Genomic DNA, 15,147 nt, shown 5'->3' with positions numbered 1-15,147 from the left:
ACGCGCCCTGCGCCGAGGCCGAAGATCGGGGAGCCATGAGAGCCCAACGCTGGAGATGGCGGGCGATATCCGCCTTGGTCACGACCAGTCTTCTGATGATCGGCTGGCCGTCGCTCACCGCCTCGGCGGCCGACGGTCCCAACCTCGCCGCGGGCCGGGCCGCGGCCGCGAGCAGCGCGCACGCGGAGTACGGCGCGTCCAACATCACCGACGGAAACCGGTCCACGTACTGGGAGAGCGCCGGGGGCGGACTGCCCCAGTGGGTCCAGGCCGACCTGGGCGCCGGCACCCGCGTCGACGAGGTGAAGCTGACCCTTCCGGCGGGCTGGGAGACCCGCATCCAGACGCTGTCCCTCCAGGGCAGCGCCGACGGCACCAGCTTCGCGACCCTGAAGAACTCCGCGACGTACACCTTCGCCCCGGGCGCCGCGAACGAGGTCACCATCGCGTTCCCGGCCACCCTGACCCGGTTCGTCCGCGTCAACATCACCGCCAACACCGGCTGGCAGGCCGCCCAGCTCTCCGAACTGGAGGTCCGGGGCGCCGGCGAGTCCTCGGCCGACCTCGCCGCCGGCAAGACCCTCACCGCCAGCAGCAGCAACGGCGCGCGGACCCCGGCCAACGCCAACGACGGCAACCGCGACAGCTACTGGGCGAGCCGCGACGACCAGCTGCCGCAGTGGATCCAGGCGGACCTGGGCGCATCGCTCCGCGTGGACCGGGTGGTCCTGCGGCTGCCCGACGGCTGGGCGGCCCGCAGCCAGACCCTGAAGCTCCAGGGCAGCGCCAACGGCACGGACTTCACCGACCTCACCGCTGCCAAGGCCTACCGCTTCGACGCGGCGGGCGGACAGTCGGCGACGATCAGCTTCGACGCCACGACGACGCGCTATGTCCGCGTCCTGGTCAGCGCCAACACCGGGGCGCAAGCGGCCCAGTTGGCCGAACTGGAGATCTACGGGCCCACCACCGGCGACACCGAGGCCCCGACCGCGCCGACGAACCTCGCGTTCACCGAGCCCGCCACCGGGCAGATCCGGCTGACCTGGAAGGCGTCGACGGACGACAAGGCCGTCACCGGCTACGACATCTACGCCGACGGCACCCTCCTCACCAGCGTCGCGGGCGACGTCACCACGTACACCGACACCCGCCCGGCCGGGCAGGACGTCAGCTACTTCGTCCGCGCCAAGGACGCGGCGGGCAACGTCTCGGGCAACAGCAACACCGTCACCCGCGGCGGCGGCACCGGCGACACCCAGGCGCCCACCGCCCCCTCCGCACTGGCGTACACCGAACCGTCCAGCGGCTCGGTCAGGCTGACCTGGCAGGCGTCCACCGACAACAAGGGCGTGACCGGCTACGACGTCTACGCCAACAACCTGCTGCGCGGCAGCGTCGCGGGCGATGTGCTGACGTACACCGACACCCAGTCGGCGTCCACCACGGTCAGCTACGTCGTACGGGCCAAGGACGCGGCGGGCAACGTCTCCGGCGACAGCAACACCGTCACCCGCAACGGGCAGAGCGGCTCCGCGTCCAACCTCGCCGTGAACAAGCCGATCACCGCCTCCTCCGTGGTCCACACCTTCGTCGCGGAGAACGCCAACGACAACAGCACCTCCACCTACTGGGAGGGCGCGGGCGGCAGCTACCCGAACACCCTCACCGTGAAGCTCGGCTCCAACGCCGACACCGAGAACATCGTCGTCAAGCTCAACCCCGACAGCAGCTGGGGTCCGCGCACCCAGCGGATCGAGGTCCTCGGCCGCGAACAGAACGCCTCGTCCTTCACCTCCCTGTCCGCCGCCAAGGACTACGACTTCAGCCCCGCCTCCGGCAACACGGTGACCATCCCGGTCTCCGCACGCGTCGCCGACGTCCAGCTGAAGTTCACCGCCAACAGCGGCTCCGGAGCCGGCCAGGTGGCGGAGTTCCAGGTGCTGGGCGCTCCGGCGGCCAACCCGGACCTCCAGGTCACCGGCATCACCGCCGAACCCGCCGCACCGGTGGAGACGGACGAGATCACCCTGACCGCGACCGTCCGCAACGCCGGAGCGCTCGCCGCCCCGGCGAGCGAGGTCGAGCTCCGCCTCGGCTCCACCAAGGTCGCCACGGCCGCCGTAGGAGCACTCGCGTCGGGCGCCTCCACCGAGGTCAGCGCCTCCATCGGAGCCCGGAACGCGGGCAGTTACGAACTGAGCGCGGTCGCCGACCCGGCGGACGAGGTCATCGAGCAGAACGAGACCAACAACAGCTACACCAGCGCCTCACCGCTGGTCGTGAAGCCGGTCTCCAGCTCCGACCTGGTCGCCGCCGCGGTCACCACCTCGCCCTCGGCCGCCTCCGAGGGCGACACGGTCACCTTCTCCGTCGCGCTCAAGAACCAGGGCACGGTGGCCTCGGCGGGCGGCAGCCACGGCATCACGCTGACCCTCGTCGACAGCAAGGGCGCCACGGTGAAGACCCTCACCGGCGCCCACGACGGGGCCATCGCGGCGGGCGCCACCACCGCGCCGGTCCCGCTGGGCACCTGGACCGCGGCCAACGGCTCGTACACCGTACGGACCGTGATCGCGGACGACGCCAACGAACTGCCGGTCAAGCGCGAGAACAACACCTCCACCCAGGCGCTCTTCGTCGGACGCGGCGCCAACATGCCGTACGACATGTACGAGGCGGAGGACGGCACGACCGGCGGCGGCGCCCAGGTCGTCGGCCCGAACCGGACCGTCGGCGACATCGCGGGCGAGGCCTCGGGCCGCAAGGCCGTCACGCTCAACAACACCGGAAACTACGTGGAGTTCACCACCAGGGCCTCGACCAACACCCTGGTGACCCGGTTCTCCATCCCGGACGCCCCGGGCGGCGACGGCATCGACTCCACGCTGAACGTCTACGTGGACGGCGTCTTCCTCAAGGCGATCGACCTCACCTCCAAGTACGCCTGGCTGTACGGGAACGAGACCGCTCCCGGCAACTCCCCGGGCTCCGGGGCGCCCCGTCACATCTACGACGAGGCGAACGTGATGCTGGGCAAGACCGTCCCGGCGGGATCGAAGATCCGGCTCCAGAAGGACAGCGCCAACACCTCCACGTACGCGATCGACTTCATCAACCTGGAGCAGGTCGCCCCGGTCGCCAACCCGGACCCGGCGACGTACACCGTGCCGGCCGGCTTCACCCACCAGGACGTCCAGAACGCCCTGGACAAGGTCCGCATGGACACCACCGGCACACTGGTGGGCGTCTACCTCCCGGCGGGGGAGTACAGCACGGCGAGCAAGTTCCAGGTGTACGGCAAGGCCGTCCAGGTGGTCGGCGCCGGGCCCTGGTACACCCGCTTCAACGCCCCGGCCACCCAGGACAACACCGACATCGGCTTCCGGGCCGAGGCCAGTGCCAAGGGGTCGTCGTTCGCGAACTTCGCGTACTTCGGCAACTACACGTCCCGGATCGACGGGCCGGGCAAGGTGTTCGACTTCTCCAACGTCTCGGACATCGTGATCGACAACATCTGGAACGAGCACATGGTGTGCCTCTACTGGGGCGCCAACACCGACGACATCACCATCAAGAACTCCCGGATCCGCAACATGTTCGCCGACGGCGTCAACATGACCAACGGGTCCACCGACAACCTCGTGACCAACAACGAGGCGCGGGCCACCGGTGACGACAGCTTCGCGCTCTTCTCGGCGATCGACGCCGGGGGAGCGGACATGAAGAACAACGTCTACGAGAACCTCACCTCGATCCTCACCTGGCGCGCGGCCGGTGTCGCCGTCTACGGCGGCTACGACAACACCTTCCGCAACATCCATATCGCCGACACCCTGGTGTACTCCGGGATCACCGTCAGCTCGCTGGACTTCGGCTACCCGATGAACGGCTTCGGGACCGAACCGACGACGATCGAGAACGTCTCGATCGTGCGCGCGGGCGGTCACTTCTGGGGCACGCAGACCTTCCCCGGCATCTGGCTGTTCTCGGCGTCCAAGGTGTTCCAGGGCATTCGCATCAACAACGTCGACATCGTCGATCCCACCTACAGCGGGATCATGTTCCAGACGAACTACGTCGGAGGACAGCCGCAGTTCCCGATCAAGGACACCGTGCTCACCGACGTCTCCATCTCCGGAGCACGCAAGAGCGGTGACGCCTTCGACGCCAAGTCCGGCTTCGGGCTGTGGGCCAACGAGATGCCGGAGGCCGGACAGGGTCCCGCCGTCGGCGAGGTCACCTTCAACGGTCTGAAGCTCAGCGGCAACGCGCAGGACATCAAGAACACCACACCCGGCTTCACGATCGACATCAACCCGTAGCCCGGAGGGTGCCCACGTGACCGCGCACGAGTGATCGCAAGGGGGTGCTTCCCGATGGCCGGGAAGTGCCCCCTATGCGTGCAATCCTTGCATCGATAAGTCAAGTGTTTGCGCAGCTTGCGCTAACCTTGCGGCATGACGCGACGACTTGCTCAGGTTGCCAAGAAGGTTGGGGTCAGCGAGGCCACGGTGAGCCGGGTGCTCAACGGCAAGCCCGGGGTGTCCCGGACCACCCGGCAGTCCGTGCTGACGGCCCTGGACGTCCTCGGCTACGAGCGGCCCACCCAGCTGCGGGGCGAGCGTGCCCGGCTCGTCGGTCTCGTCCTGCCCGAACTGCAGAACCCGATCTTTCCCGCCTTCGCCGAGGTGATCGGCGGCGCCCTCGCCCAGCAGGGCCTCACCCCCGTGCTGTGCACCCAGACCAAGGGGGGCGTCTCGGAAGCGGACTATGTGGACCTCCTGCTCCAGCAGCAGGTCTCCGGGGTGGTCTTCGCCGGCGGTCTGTTCGCCCAGGCCGACGAGGCCCACGAGCACTACCACCGGCTCGCCGAGCGCCGTATCCCGGTCGTCCTGATCAACGCCCCCATAGAAGGACTGGACTTCCCCTGCGTCTCCTGCGACGACGCGGTCGCGATCGAGCGCGCCTGGCGCCACCTCGCCTCCCTCGGCCACGAGCGCATCGGCGTGGTCATGGGCCCCTCCGACCATGTCCCCTCCCGCCGCAAGCTCGCCGCGGCCCGGTCCGTCGCCGAGGCCACCGGCGGGGAGCTGGCCGAGGCGCATGTCGAGCGCTCGATGTTCTCCCTGGAGGGCGGCCAGGCGGCGGCCTCCCGGCTGCTGGAGCGGGGCGTCACCGGCATCATCTGCGCCAGCGACCCCCTGGCGCTCGGCGCCGTACGGGCGGCCCGCAGGCGCGGTCTCGGAGTGCCGTCCGACATCTCGGTCGTCGGCTACGACGACTCGGCGTTCATGAACTGCACCGAACCCCCGCTCACCACGATCCGCCAGCCCATCGAAGCCATGGGCCGGGCCGCCGTCGAACTGCTCTGCGCGGGCATCCAGGGCGGTTCGGTCCCGCCCGACGAGCTGCTGTTCGAGCCGGAGCTGGTGGTCCGGGGCTCCACCGCGAAGGCGCCCCGCTGAAACGGCGCGGATCGCGGCGCCGCCACGGCTGCGGCACAGTGGGCACATGGACGACCTCAACGCACTCGCCGAGGAACACCTGACCGCGGCCCGCGCCTCCGCGCACGGCCGCAGTGCCCACCTGCTGCTCCAGCAGCCGCCTCTGCGGCAGACGGTGATCGCTCTCACCGAGGGCACGGCGCTCGACGAGCACAACGCGCCGCCCGCCGCCTCGCTCCTCGTGCTGCGCGGCAGCGTCCGCCTCACCGCCGCGTCCGGCGACGCCGAACTGCCCGCCGGAACCCTGCACCCGATCCCGCAGGAACGGCACGGGCTGCTGGCGCTCCAGGACGCCGTGGTCCTCCTCACGGCCGTCAACGACTGACCCTCCGGAGCGCGGGAGGCCCCCGGGCCGGGGAGGGGGTGTGCTTCGGCCGAGACGTGGCAGGAGAGGATCGAGCGGGGTCGGCGGGTCCGGGAACGGACCGGTCACGCCGCCCACCGCGTCCGCCCACGTCCCCGGAGTACCAGCTTGCCCACCCAGACCGCGTCCGCCGCGGAAAGCGCCGCCCCCACCGCCGGACGCGCCGCACCGTCCGGCCGCTGGCCCACCGCCCTGCGCCGCACCCCGGTTTCGCTGTGGAACGACGACGTCACCGACTGGGCCGCCGCCCTGACGTACTACGCCATCCTCGCCCTGCTGCCGGCGCTGCTGGTCACCGTGTCCGTGATCGGGCTGGCCAACCCGGACGCGACCAGCGCCCTGATCGCCGACATCACCGCCTTCGCCCCGGCCGAGTCCGGCGAGGCGCTGCGCCGTCCGCTGGAGGCGGCGACCGAGCAGCGCACCGCCGTCTGGGTGCTCGTGGCGACCGGCAGCGTGAGCGCGGTGTGGTCCGCGTGCAGCTACCTGGCGGTGTTCCGGCGGGCGATGCACGCCATGCACCAGGTGCGGGACACCCGCCCGGCGCTGCGCAAGGCCCACATCATCGTCGTCTCGGCGATCGGTCTGCTCGTCCTGCTGATGACCAGCGCCCTCGCACTGGTCCTGACCGGCCCGCTGGCCCGCTGGCTCGGCCGCCGCATCGGCCTGCCGCACGGGGGCGAGACCCTGTGGGCGGTCCTGAAGTGGCCGGTGCTGCTCTGCCTCGTCGCCTGTCTGATCCTGGTGCTCTTCCGCACCGGCCCGCGCCCCGCGCGCGGCATCCGCAGGGGCCTGCCCGGCGGGGTCCTGGCCGCCTTCCTGTGGCTGGCCTCCTCGGCGGGATTCGCGCTGTACGCGACCCGGATCGGCAGCTACAGCAGGCTGTACGGGTCGCTCGCCGGGCTCGTCGTCTTCCTCATCTGGGTCTGGTTCGCCAACCTTTCGCTGCTGGCCGGCGCCCAGTTCAACGTCGAGCTGGAGCGGCGCGAGGCGGAGCCGGACGAGGAACCCGGCACCGCCGCGGACAAGCCCGTCAAGGCCGCAGAACGATCCTGACCGGGTCGCCCTCCTTGGTCTCCGTCCGCCGTACCGCCGCCGCCACGTCCTCCAGCGGCAGCACATCGGTGATCGACCGGGAGAAGTCCAGCCGGCCGCCCTCGGCGAGCCGGACGAGCTGTGGCACATGGTGGCTCTCCGAGCCGTAGTGGCCCAGAATCCGGTGCTGGAGGTAGCTGAACAGCGTGCCGTTGTCCACGGTCAGCGGCTGGTCGGTCAGCCCCACCAGCACCAGCCGTCCCTTCGGCGCCAGCGCGGTCAGTGCCTGCTCGCGGACCGGAGGCACTCCGGCGAAGTCGAACGCCGCCGCCAGGCCCGCGCCGCCCGTCGCCCCGAGCACCTTCTCGCGGAACCGGGGATCGGCCGGGTCCAGGGCCAGATCGGCCCCGAACTCCAGGGCCCGCTTCCGGGCCGCCGGGGCGGGGTCCACCGCGACGACCGGGTGGGCGCCCACCGCCCGCAGCAGCTGCACGGCGTGCGCGCCGAGACCGCCCACGCCCCAGACGCCCACGGCCTCCGCCGCCCGTACGTCACCGGTGGCGGTCACCGCCGCCCACGGAGTCGAGACCGCGTCCGGGATGATCGCCGCCTGCTCGAAGGGCAGCGAGTCGGGCAGGGCGACGAGCGTGGTCGCGGTGGCGAGGGCGTACTCGGCCCAGCCGCCGTCGTAGTCGACGCCCCGGGTGTACGTCCGGCCCCGGCGCTCCTCACCGGCCTGGAGGACCACGCGGTCGCCGACCGTCCAGCCCTCGACGCCGGGCCCGGTCTCCGCCACGGTCCCGGCCACCTCATGGCCCAGGGTGACCGTGTCCCCTTCCGGATACATCGGGCTCAGGGTGCCGTCGATGAGATGCACATCGGAGAGGCACACCCCCGCCGCCCCGACCTTCACCAGCACCTCGCCGGGGCCGGGCACCGGCCTGTCCACCTCCTCCACGGTGAGGGTGCGGCTGGGGAGGTGGAGACGCGCGGCGCGCATGCGTTCCATGACGGGTCCTTACGGTTCGGATCGGCGGCCTATCGCAAGTCGCCTTGCTTTGAAACGTAAGCCCGGCCTGCCCGTAAAGCAAGTAGACCTGCGATACGGTTCGCGGGTGACCACCGAGAAGAGCCCCGCGCCGCTGCGCCGCCGGGGCGAACGCATGCGGCAGGCCGTACTGGCGGCGACCGTCGACCTGCTCACGTCGGAAGGGCTCACCGGCACCACGGTCGCGGCGGTCGCCCGGGCGGCGGGGGTGCACGAGACCTCCGTGTACCGGCGGTGGAAGACCCGCGAGAACCTGCTGCTCGACGCCCTCGGCTCGCACGCCGACGACGCGCTGCCCGCGCCCGACACGGGTGACGTGCGCCAGGACCTGATCCAGCTGATGTCGGCGGTCTCGGACTACCTCGCCTCGCCGCAGGGCGCGGCCCTGCTCCACCTCGGCGCCTCGCCCGACGCGGAGCCCGTCGAGTCGGAACGGCTGCCGTACTGGGACGCCCGGCTGGAGCGCGGCGAGGACATCGTGCGGCGCGGGGTCGAGCGCGGCGAGCTGGCCCCGGACACCGACCCCCGGCTGGTGGCGGAGACCCTGGCCGGGCCGCTGTTCGCGCGGGTCCTGCTGACCGGGGCGCCGCTGGACCGGGGGCTCGCGCGCCGGATCGTGGACCTGACGCTGGACGGCGCGCGCCCCCGTACCGGGTGACGGGCCGACGAGTGACGCGCCGGGTGAAGCGCCGCGGCCGGATCAGGCCTTGCCGCGGTATCCGGCGACGATCGGCATCGTCTCGCGCAGCACCCGTACCCCGTCGTTGTCCGCGTCGCCCAGCCGGTGGCCCTTCCAGGTCTGCGTCGCACTGGAGAACCGGCTGATCCGCCGGCAGCGGTCCCCGCACGCGGAGCGGTACGCCATGATCGTGTAGCGCTTGCCGTCCTCGGTGATCCAGCCGGTGTTGTACGGGCGGTTCCGGCTCACGCTCATCGAGCCGTCCGCGTTGCCCGCCAGCGTCGTACGGTCGTGGGCGAGGCCCAGATTGTGGCCGATCTCGTGGCTCGCCGAATCCAGATCGATCCCGTCCACGTCGACGACCGCGTAGGCGAACTCGTCCGTCGAGGCGTCGAGCGCCGGTGGGTAGTCCGCCGTGCCGCCGCCCCGCTGCGGCCGGTCCACGACGAGCGTGACCAGGTCGGCGCCGTACCGCGCGCGCTGCTCGTGCACCTGTCGTCCGAACCCCGCCGTGTGGTCCTTGAGGGTGGCGTGCGCGGTACGGAACTCCTCCGAGCCCTCGTAGCCGGTCGCCGTGTACGGGTGGACGACGCGGATGATGCCGCAGAGCCCGCCCGCCGCCAGGGACCGGTTCATCCGCGTCGCGATCCGCTGGGCCGAGGCGGGCACCCGGTGCTCGCCGCCCACCCGCTTCGCGGCCTTCGGTGTGTAGAGGGCCAGCACATCGACCACCGGACACTGCGCCGCCCTCGCCGCTCCTGCCGCCGCGCGTGCCGTGACCCCGGCCGTGGCCGGCGTGTCCGCCGAGGCCGCGCAGAGCGACGCGCCGACGCCGACGGCCAGTGCTGCCTTCAAGAAGGTCGCGCGCATGGGGAGTTGACTCCGTCCGGAGGGGGCCGGCCCAGGGCGCTGCCCGATGACTGAGGGTGCCTCATTTCTAACATTCGGTGACGTGGGTCGCCCGTCGTGGCCGAAACCGGTCGACGGCTGTTTGTTCCCTGGCCAGAGGGGTGTGGGGGCGAAGAGGTGGGCAGGTACACGTGTACGAACTCGCACGAACGGAACGGCAGTCGGCGGCAGAGGGGCGTGTGTGACGTGACGGAACAGAGCGAATGGCGGTTCTCCGACGACCGGGGGCAGCAGTCGACGGCGCCCCGGCCGCCGGTGCGGGTGCTGGCCTATGTGCAGGCCGGGGCCACCTTGTGGGACCTCGGAATCCGGCCGGTGGGCATATTCGGCTCCGACCACGACGGACCGGACCCCGACACGGCGAAGACCGGGACCCTGTCGCTGGACGAGGTCGAGTACGTCGGTGCGGGATCCGCTCTCGACGTCGAGCGGCTGCTGAGCACCGGACCGGAGCTCGTGGTGGCCGTCAGCTACGGCGGCGGCCATGTCTACGGGCTGGCCCCCGAGACGGCCAAGCCGCTGGAGGAGCGGGTGCCGGTGGTCGTCCTCGACGTCAGCCAGGCCCGTACGTTCGGTGAGATCGGCGACCGGTTCGCCGCGCTGGCCCGCTCGCTGGGCGCCACGCAACGGCCGGGCGCGGACCGGGAGCCGGCCGCCGCCCGGGAGCGGCTGCGCTCCGTCGTCGCCGCCACGTCCGGCGACGCGCCCCGGGTCCTCGCGCTCTCCCCGGCCGGCCCGGACCAGGCGCATGTCGCCCGCCCCAAAATGTGGCCCGAGCTGCGCGTGCTCACCGAACTGGGCGTCCAGGTCGTGGAGCCGGCCGAGGGCCCGGGCGCCAACTGGTCCACGCAGAACCGCTCCGACACCTTCGCGCTGCGCCCCGAGGTGATCCTGACCGACATCCGCGCCCACGCCGCCCCGCTGGAGGAGCTGCGGGGGAGTGAAGGCGTGCTCACGCCCGTCGTTCCGTGGAACCCCGAGCCCCTCTACGGGCCCCGCGACCACGCCCGGTTCCTGGGCCTGGTCGCGGACGCCCTGGAGGCGGCGCGGGTGAGCTGATTCCCCGGTCCTACGGGGCGGGGACCAGGCCGTCGGCGACCAGTCCGGCGAGCACCGCCTCGCCCAGCGCCTGGACGGCGGAGGCCGGACGGACCATCACGGTGAACTCCTTGATGCGTCCGTCCTCGGCCAGGTGCAGCAGGTCGATGCCGTGGATCTCCTTGCCGCCGACCGTCGCCCGGAAGAGCAGGACCGCCGACGGGGCCTCGGACCCGTCGGCGCTCGTCTGCGAGGCGCCCGCGAACTCGCCGACGTAACGGAAGTCCTCGAAGGTGCGCAGCAGGACGCCGAACAGCCCCAGCACCGCCGGCCGGCCCTCGAACGGGGTGAACTTCACCGGGCTGTAGAGCCGGATGTCCTCGGTGAACAGATCGTCCAGAGCGCCGAGGTCGCGGTTGTCCACGGCGGCACGGAAGCGGTCCACTGCGGTGGTCATAGATCCTCCTCGATGAGGTGCGCCCTTGCCGGGGCGCGTTCCATAGTCATGAAAGTGACTAGTCACTTTCATGACTATCATGAGGTTCGGTGTTCCGGACAGGGGTGGACGTGGGCGGGGGTCACCCGGACACGGCGCAGAGGAAAGGCGGTCCGATGGCGTTGCGCCACGCGGTGCTGGCGGCGCTGCTCGACGAGGAGCTGAGCGGCTATCAGGTCACGAAGGCGTTCGCGGCGGGCGTCGCGAACTTCTGGCACGCGCTGCCGCAGCAGGTCTACGCGGAGCTGGCCAGGCTGGAGAAGGAAGGCCTGGTCGCGGGGCGCGAGGTCGTCCAGGAGGCGCGTCCCAACAAGCGGCTGTTCCGCGTCACCGATGAGGGGCTGGCCGAGCTGGAGAGCTTCGCGTCCACCGCCGCCAAGCCCGCGTTCCTGCGGGAGGACCTGCTGGTCCAGGTCCAGGCGGCCGACCATCTCGACGCCGACGTGCTGATCGAGCGGCTCACCGAGCGCTATGCGTTCGCCGAGGCCAAGGCGGCGCTGTTCGAGGAGCAGTTGCGCAGGATGCGCGGCGGCCTGGACGAGGCGGAGTTCCTGCTCCGCGGCGCACGCGTCGGCCCGTATCTCACCTGCCGCCGGGGGCGAGACTTCGAACGTGCCAACCGTGACTGGTGCCGGGACGTGATGCGGGTCCTGCGGGCGCGGAGGGAGGGCCGGGCCGACGTCTGACGGCCGCCGCCCGGGCGCCCGATCGAGTTTCCCAAAAATATTCTGCAAAAATACTTTGGGAAAGTGCTCCTCCCGTTCTACGCTGCGGTCATGGACAGCGAAGACGGTCGTCGCGTACTCGATCCGGCACAGGACGGGGCCGCCCTCAAGGCCCTGACCCACCCCCTGCGCCTCACCCTGCTCGGGCTGCTGCGGCAGCACGGCCCGGCCACCGCCAGCGAGCTCGCGGTGAGGACGGGGGAGTCCTCGGCCTCCACCAGCTACCACCTGCGGGTGCTCGCCAAATACGCGTTCGTCGTCGAGGCCGACCACCGCGACAGCCGGGAGCGGCGCTGGAAGTCCGTGCACGACATGACCTCGTGGAGCAACGAGGCGATGCGCCGCAGCCCCGGCGGCAGCGCGGTCCTCAGCGTCCTGCACCGCCGTCAGATCGAGCACCTCCAGCGGTCGCTGGACCGCCATGAGGCGGACATCGAGAGCGGCCGGCTGAGCCAGGAGTGGCAGGAGCCGTCGGGCGCCAACGACTTCATGCTCAGGCTGACCCCCGAATCGCTCGCCGAGCTGTGGGAGGTGCTCCAGGCGAAGATGGACGAGCTGACCGCCCGCGACGCCGAAGACCCCCGCGCCGAGCAGGTCGTGCTGTTCACCGCCGGACTCCCGCTGGCCCCGGACCCGGTGACCGGTCGGGACGGCACGGACATCTCCGCCGAAACCGGGCCGACGGACGCCGCAGGCCCGGACGCCACCGCTGCCGGAGACGCCTCATGACCGGGAGGCCCGCCTCCGCCGCCACCCGTCACGGCCTGGACGGCGCGACCGCGCGCCGCCGGTTCGTCACGGTCTCCTTCCTCTTCTGGCTCCCGATCAGCATGTCCATCGCGACGGGAGTCCTCCTCTTCACCGAACGGGGCATGGGCCTCGCCGCCGTCGCCGCCTTCTACGCCGTCCACTCCCTCACGGCCGCCGCGATGGAACTGCCCACCGGCGGACTGTCCGACGTCATCGGCCGACGCCCCGTCCTGGCCGTCGCCGGGCTGCTCAACCTCACCGCCTTCACCCTCATCGGCCTCGGCGCGGCGGCCTGGGCCATCGTTCTCGGCATGGGGCTGATGGGCCTCGCCCGCGCCCTGTCCAGCGGGCCCGCCGAGGCCTGGTACGTCGACACCGTCCACGCCCACGCCGGCCCCGACGCCGATATCCGTACGGGCCTGGCGCGCGGCAGCTCCGCCACCTCGGCCGCCCTCGCGCTCGGCACCCTGCTCGGCGGCGGGCTGCCCTGGCTGCTCGGCCTCGCCCCCGGCGCGGGGCGGTGGCTGGCCGACACGACCGGTGGCCTGGTCATCCCGCTCTCCGTGCCCGCCCTGCTCGGCGCGCTGATCGAGGTCGTCTTCGTGCTCTACGTGCTCGGCGCCCTGCCCGAACCGCCCCGGCCCCGGACCACCCTGCGCCGGGTCGTGGGCGGCGTGCCCGCGGCCATCGCCGCCGGGCTCCGGCTCGGCGCCCGGGACGCCCTGATCCGGCGGATCCTGCTGACCGCGAGCGCCGCCGGGGCCGCGCTCGCCGCCGTGGAACTGCTCACCCCGGGCCGGGCCGCCGCCCTCATGGGCACCGCCGAATCAGGGGCCCTGGTCTTCGCCGGGCTGGCCTGCGCCGGATTCCTGTGCTCCGCCCTCGGCAGCCAACTCGCCCCGCTCGTCGCCCGGTTGACCGGCAGCAGTGAGCGCGCTGTGCTCGCGAGCCTCGGGCTGGTGACCCTGGGGCTGGCCCTGCTCGGCCTCACCGCGCACGCGATGAGCCCGTTCGCCACCGCGGTCGCCGTCACCGGCTACGGGCTGGTGTACCTGGGCCTCGGAGCCGCGGGCCCCAACGAGAACGACCTGCTGCACCGCCGGGTCGACGCCTCCGGCCGCGCCACCGCCCTCTCCGTCCAGTCGCTCTCCCTGCAACTGGTCGCCGCCGGCGCGGGCCTGGTCGCCGGCACCCTGCCCACGGGCCCGCTGCCCTGGCTGCTGGCCGCCGCCGTCGTCCTGGCCGGAGCCCTGCTCTGGGTCCGCCGCGCCGCGCCCGCGAAGGCCACGCCGCTCCCGGCCGCCGCGGCCGCGCGGGCGGATGCCGGAGCCGTCCTGGCGGACGACGCGCCCTGAGGACCGCGGAGGCGGCCGGGCGAGCGGATCGGCGCGGGAGCACGGCACACGGTCCACGCCGTCGAGCGGGCAACGATCTTTGCGGAAACCGCACAACGCGGGCAGAGTGCGGACAGGAGCGATGGCTACGGCCGCACGGGCATGACGGTTCTTCGGGGAGCGACCGCCCCCGAACCTCGGAGCGCGATCGCTCCGGACACCACCCCGCACGACCCCACGCAACGGCACCCCAGGAGATCCACCCCCATGCTCGACCGACTTGATGCGCTGGTCATCGGCGAATGCGTCGCCGACATCGTCCGGCTGCCGGGCGAGGCCGACCGGGTCCACCCAGGCGGCAGCCCCGCGAACGTCGCGTACGGACTGGCCCGCCTGGGCCACGACACCACCCTGCTCACCCAGTTGGGGCAGGACGGCTACGGGCGGCTCGTCCGGGACCATCTCACCGCCGCCGGGGTCGAGGTCCGCACCGACGACGCCACCGGCCCCACCCCGTCGGCGGCCGTCGCCCTGGACGGCCAGGGGCACGCCACGTACACCTTCGACGTCGACTGGACCCTGGGCCCGGTGGCGCTCGACCGGGCGCCGCTCCATGTGCACACCGGCTCGATCGCGGCCGTCGTCGAGCCCGGGGCCGCGACGGTCCTGGCCGCTGTGGAGTCGCTGCGGGCCGGTGCCACCGTCAGCTACGACCCCAATGTGCGGCTCGAGTTGATGGGCGAGCGGGCCCCGGCCGTGGCCCGCGTCGAGCGTTGCGTCGCGCTCAGCGACGTGGTGAAGGCCAGCGACGAGGATCTGCGGTGGCTGTACCCGGGCGAGGAGGTGGAGCGGGTCGCCGAGCGGTGGCTCGCCGCCGGGCCCGCGCTCGTCCTCGTCACCCGGGGTGGGGCGGGTGCGTTCGCCCTGTTCGACGGCGGCCGGGCAGCCGTCGAAGCGCTGCCCGTCACCGTCGCCGACACCGTGGGCGCGGGCGACGCGTTCATGTCCGGGACGCTCCACGCGCTGGCCGCACACGGTCTTCTCGGCCCGGACGCGCGCGAGCGGCTGCGCGCCGTGGACCGGGACACCGTGGCCGACGTCCTGCGTCACGCGGTGGCCTCCGCCGCCGTGACCGTCTCGCGGGCCGGGGCCAACCCGCCCGGGCCGGACGAGCTCCGGGAAGCCCTGGCGTACAACTGACGCCTCGTCATGACCCGTTCGGCGCAGTCGAACGCACCCTCGTGAGACGTTCCGCCGTTCGT

Annotated in this window: 13 protein-coding genes; 10 read left to right on the top strand and 3 right to left on the bottom strand. The window is 72.2% G+C overall.

Going from position 1 to position 15,147, the window contains the following annotated elements; translation table 11 throughout:
• Positions 1 to 35: 35 nt before the first annotated feature.
• The 4 genes from KV381_RS01800 to KV381_RS01785 all read left to right on the top strand — a co-directional run bounded on the left by KV381_RS01800 (position 36) and on the right by KV381_RS01785 (position 6,927).
• Positions 36 to 4,325 (top strand): discoidin domain-containing protein, encoded by a 4,290-nt coding sequence (locus tag KV381_RS01800; protein ID WP_218784319.1) that lies wholly within the window; start codon positions 36 to 38, stop codon positions 4,323 to 4,325.
• Positions 4,326 to 4,460: 135 nt separating this feature from the next.
• Positions 4,461 to 5,468 (top strand): LacI family DNA-binding transcriptional regulator, encoded by a 1,008-nt coding sequence (locus tag KV381_RS01795; protein ID WP_030082417.1) that lies wholly within the window; start codon positions 4,461 to 4,463, stop codon positions 5,466 to 5,468.
• A gap of 46 nt (positions 5,469 to 5,514) precedes the next feature.
• Positions 5,515 to 5,832 carry a hypothetical protein gene (locus KV381_RS01790; protein WP_030082419.1) on the top strand — a complete coding sequence of 106 codons (318 nt, stop codon included), beginning with the start codon at positions 5,515 to 5,517 and terminating at the stop codon, positions 5,830 to 5,832.
• 147 nt (positions 5,833 to 5,979) lie between these two features.
• Positions 5,980 to 6,927: a YihY/virulence factor BrkB family protein gene (locus tag KV381_RS01785; protein ID WP_030082421.1), complete on the top strand. Its 948-nt coding sequence runs from the start codon at positions 5,980 to 5,982 to the stop codon at positions 6,925 to 6,927.
• Here KV381_RS01785 and KV381_RS01780 read toward each other — a convergent pair.
• On the bottom strand, positions 6,905 to 7,915 hold the full coding sequence (locus tag KV381_RS01780; protein WP_030630260.1) for a zinc-binding dehydrogenase: 1,011 nt from the start codon (positions 7,913 to 7,915) through the stop codon (positions 6,905 to 6,907). The genes KV381_RS01785 and KV381_RS01780 overlap by 23 nt on opposite strands.
• 106 nt (positions 7,916 to 8,021) lie before the next feature.
• Here KV381_RS01780 and KV381_RS01775 point away from each other — a divergent pair, with 106 nt between their 5' ends.
• Positions 8,022 to 8,612, top strand: coding sequence for a TetR-like C-terminal domain-containing protein (locus KV381_RS01775; protein ID WP_030630263.1), 591 nt, complete (start codon positions 8,022 to 8,024; stop codon positions 8,610 to 8,612).
• 42 nt (positions 8,613 to 8,654) lie between these two features.
• Here KV381_RS01775 and KV381_RS01770 read toward each other — a convergent pair whose 3' ends face one another.
• On the bottom strand, positions 8,655 to 9,503 hold the full coding sequence (locus KV381_RS01770) for a M12 family metallo-peptidase (protein WP_030082427.1): 849 nt from the start codon (positions 9,501 to 9,503) through the stop codon (positions 8,655 to 8,657).
• 225 nt (positions 9,504 to 9,728) lie between these two features.
• Between KV381_RS01770 and KV381_RS01765 the strand changes: the two genes are divergently transcribed.
• A complete protein-coding gene (locus tag KV381_RS01765) occupies positions 9,729 to 10,601 on the top strand; it encodes an ABC transporter substrate-binding protein (protein WP_218784318.1) in 873 nt (290 codons plus the stop codon).
• Positions 10,602 to 10,611: 10 nt separating this feature from the next.
• On the opposite strand, the gene KV381_RS01760 is transcribed toward KV381_RS01765, so the two are convergent.
• Complete coding sequence (locus KV381_RS01760) at positions 10,612 to 11,037, bottom strand: nuclear transport factor 2 family protein (protein ID WP_030082431.1); 426 nt, start codon at positions 11,035 to 11,037, stop codon at positions 10,612 to 10,614.
• 155 nt (positions 11,038 to 11,192) lie between these two features.
• Here KV381_RS01760 and KV381_RS01755 point away from each other — a divergent pair, with 155 nt between their 5' ends.
• The 4 genes from KV381_RS01755 (at position 11,193) to KV381_RS01740 (ending at position 15,085) form a co-directional block, all read left to right on the top strand.
• A complete protein-coding gene (locus KV381_RS01755; RefSeq protein WP_030082432.1) occupies positions 11,193 to 11,762 on the top strand; it encodes a PadR family transcriptional regulator in 570 nt (189 codons plus the stop codon).
• Positions 11,763 to 11,852: 90 nt separating this feature from the next.
• Positions 11,853 to 12,530, top strand: a complete 678-nt coding sequence (locus KV381_RS01750; RefSeq protein WP_030082434.1) for a helix-turn-helix domain-containing protein — start codon at positions 11,853 to 11,855, stop codon at positions 12,528 to 12,530.
• Complete coding sequence (locus KV381_RS01745) at positions 12,527 to 13,906, top strand: MFS transporter (RefSeq protein ID WP_218784317.1); 1,380 nt, start codon at positions 12,527 to 12,529, stop codon at positions 13,904 to 13,906. The genes KV381_RS01750 and KV381_RS01745 overlap by 4 nt, the downstream gene beginning before the upstream one ends.
• A gap of 246 nt (positions 13,907 to 14,152) precedes the next feature.
• The gene (locus KV381_RS01740; protein ID WP_218784316.1) at positions 14,153 to 15,085 is read left to right on the top strand and encodes a carbohydrate kinase; all 933 of its coding nucleotides are present in this window, start codon (positions 14,153 to 14,155) and stop codon (positions 15,083 to 15,085) included.
• Positions 15,086 to 15,147: the final 62 nt, after the last annotated feature.

Source organism: Streptomyces sp. WY228 (assembly GCF_019287315.1).
GTDB lineage: Bacteria > Actinomycetota > Actinomycetes > Streptomycetales > Streptomycetaceae > Streptomyces > Streptomyces caviscabies.
The sequence above is the reverse complement of the archived record's forward strand: the minus strand, read 5'-3'. Positions and strand labels throughout refer to the sequence as shown.

Bases quoted from the DNA above. Each gene is read 5' to 3' on its own strand.
- KV381_RS01800 (WP_218784319.1), top strand. From the start codon at position 36: ATGAGAGCCCAACGCTGGAGATGGCGGGCGATATCCGCCTTGGTCACG.
- KV381_RS01795 (WP_030082417.1), top strand. From the start codon at position 4,461: ATGACGCGACGACTTGCTCAGGTTGCCAAGAAGGTTGGGGTCAGCGAG.
- KV381_RS01790 (WP_030082419.1), top strand. From the start codon at position 5,515: ATGGACGACCTCAACGCACTCGCCGAGGAACACCTGACCGCGGCCCGC.
- KV381_RS01780 (WP_030630260.1), bottom strand. From the start codon at position 7,915: ATGGAACGCATGCGCGCCGCGCGTCTCCACCTCCCCAGCCGCACCCTC.
- KV381_RS01770 (WP_030082427.1), bottom strand. From the start codon at position 9,503: ATGCGCGCGACCTTCTTGAAGGCAGCACTGGCCGTCGGCGTCGGCGCG.
- KV381_RS01760 (WP_030082431.1), bottom strand. From the start codon at position 11,037: ATGACCACCGCAGTGGACCGCTTCCGTGCCGCCGTGGACAACCGCGAC.
- KV381_RS01755 (WP_030082432.1), top strand. From the start codon at position 11,193: ATGGCGTTGCGCCACGCGGTGCTGGCGGCGCTGCTCGACGAGGAGCTG.
- KV381_RS01750 (WP_030082434.1), top strand. From the start codon at position 11,853: ATGGACAGCGAAGACGGTCGTCGCGTACTCGATCCGGCACAGGACGGG.
- KV381_RS01745 (WP_218784317.1), top strand. From the start codon at position 12,527: ATGACCGGGAGGCCCGCCTCCGCCGCCACCCGTCACGGCCTGGACGGC.
- KV381_RS01740 (WP_218784316.1), top strand. From the start codon at position 14,153: ATGCTCGACCGACTTGATGCGCTGGTCATCGGCGAATGCGTCGCCGAC.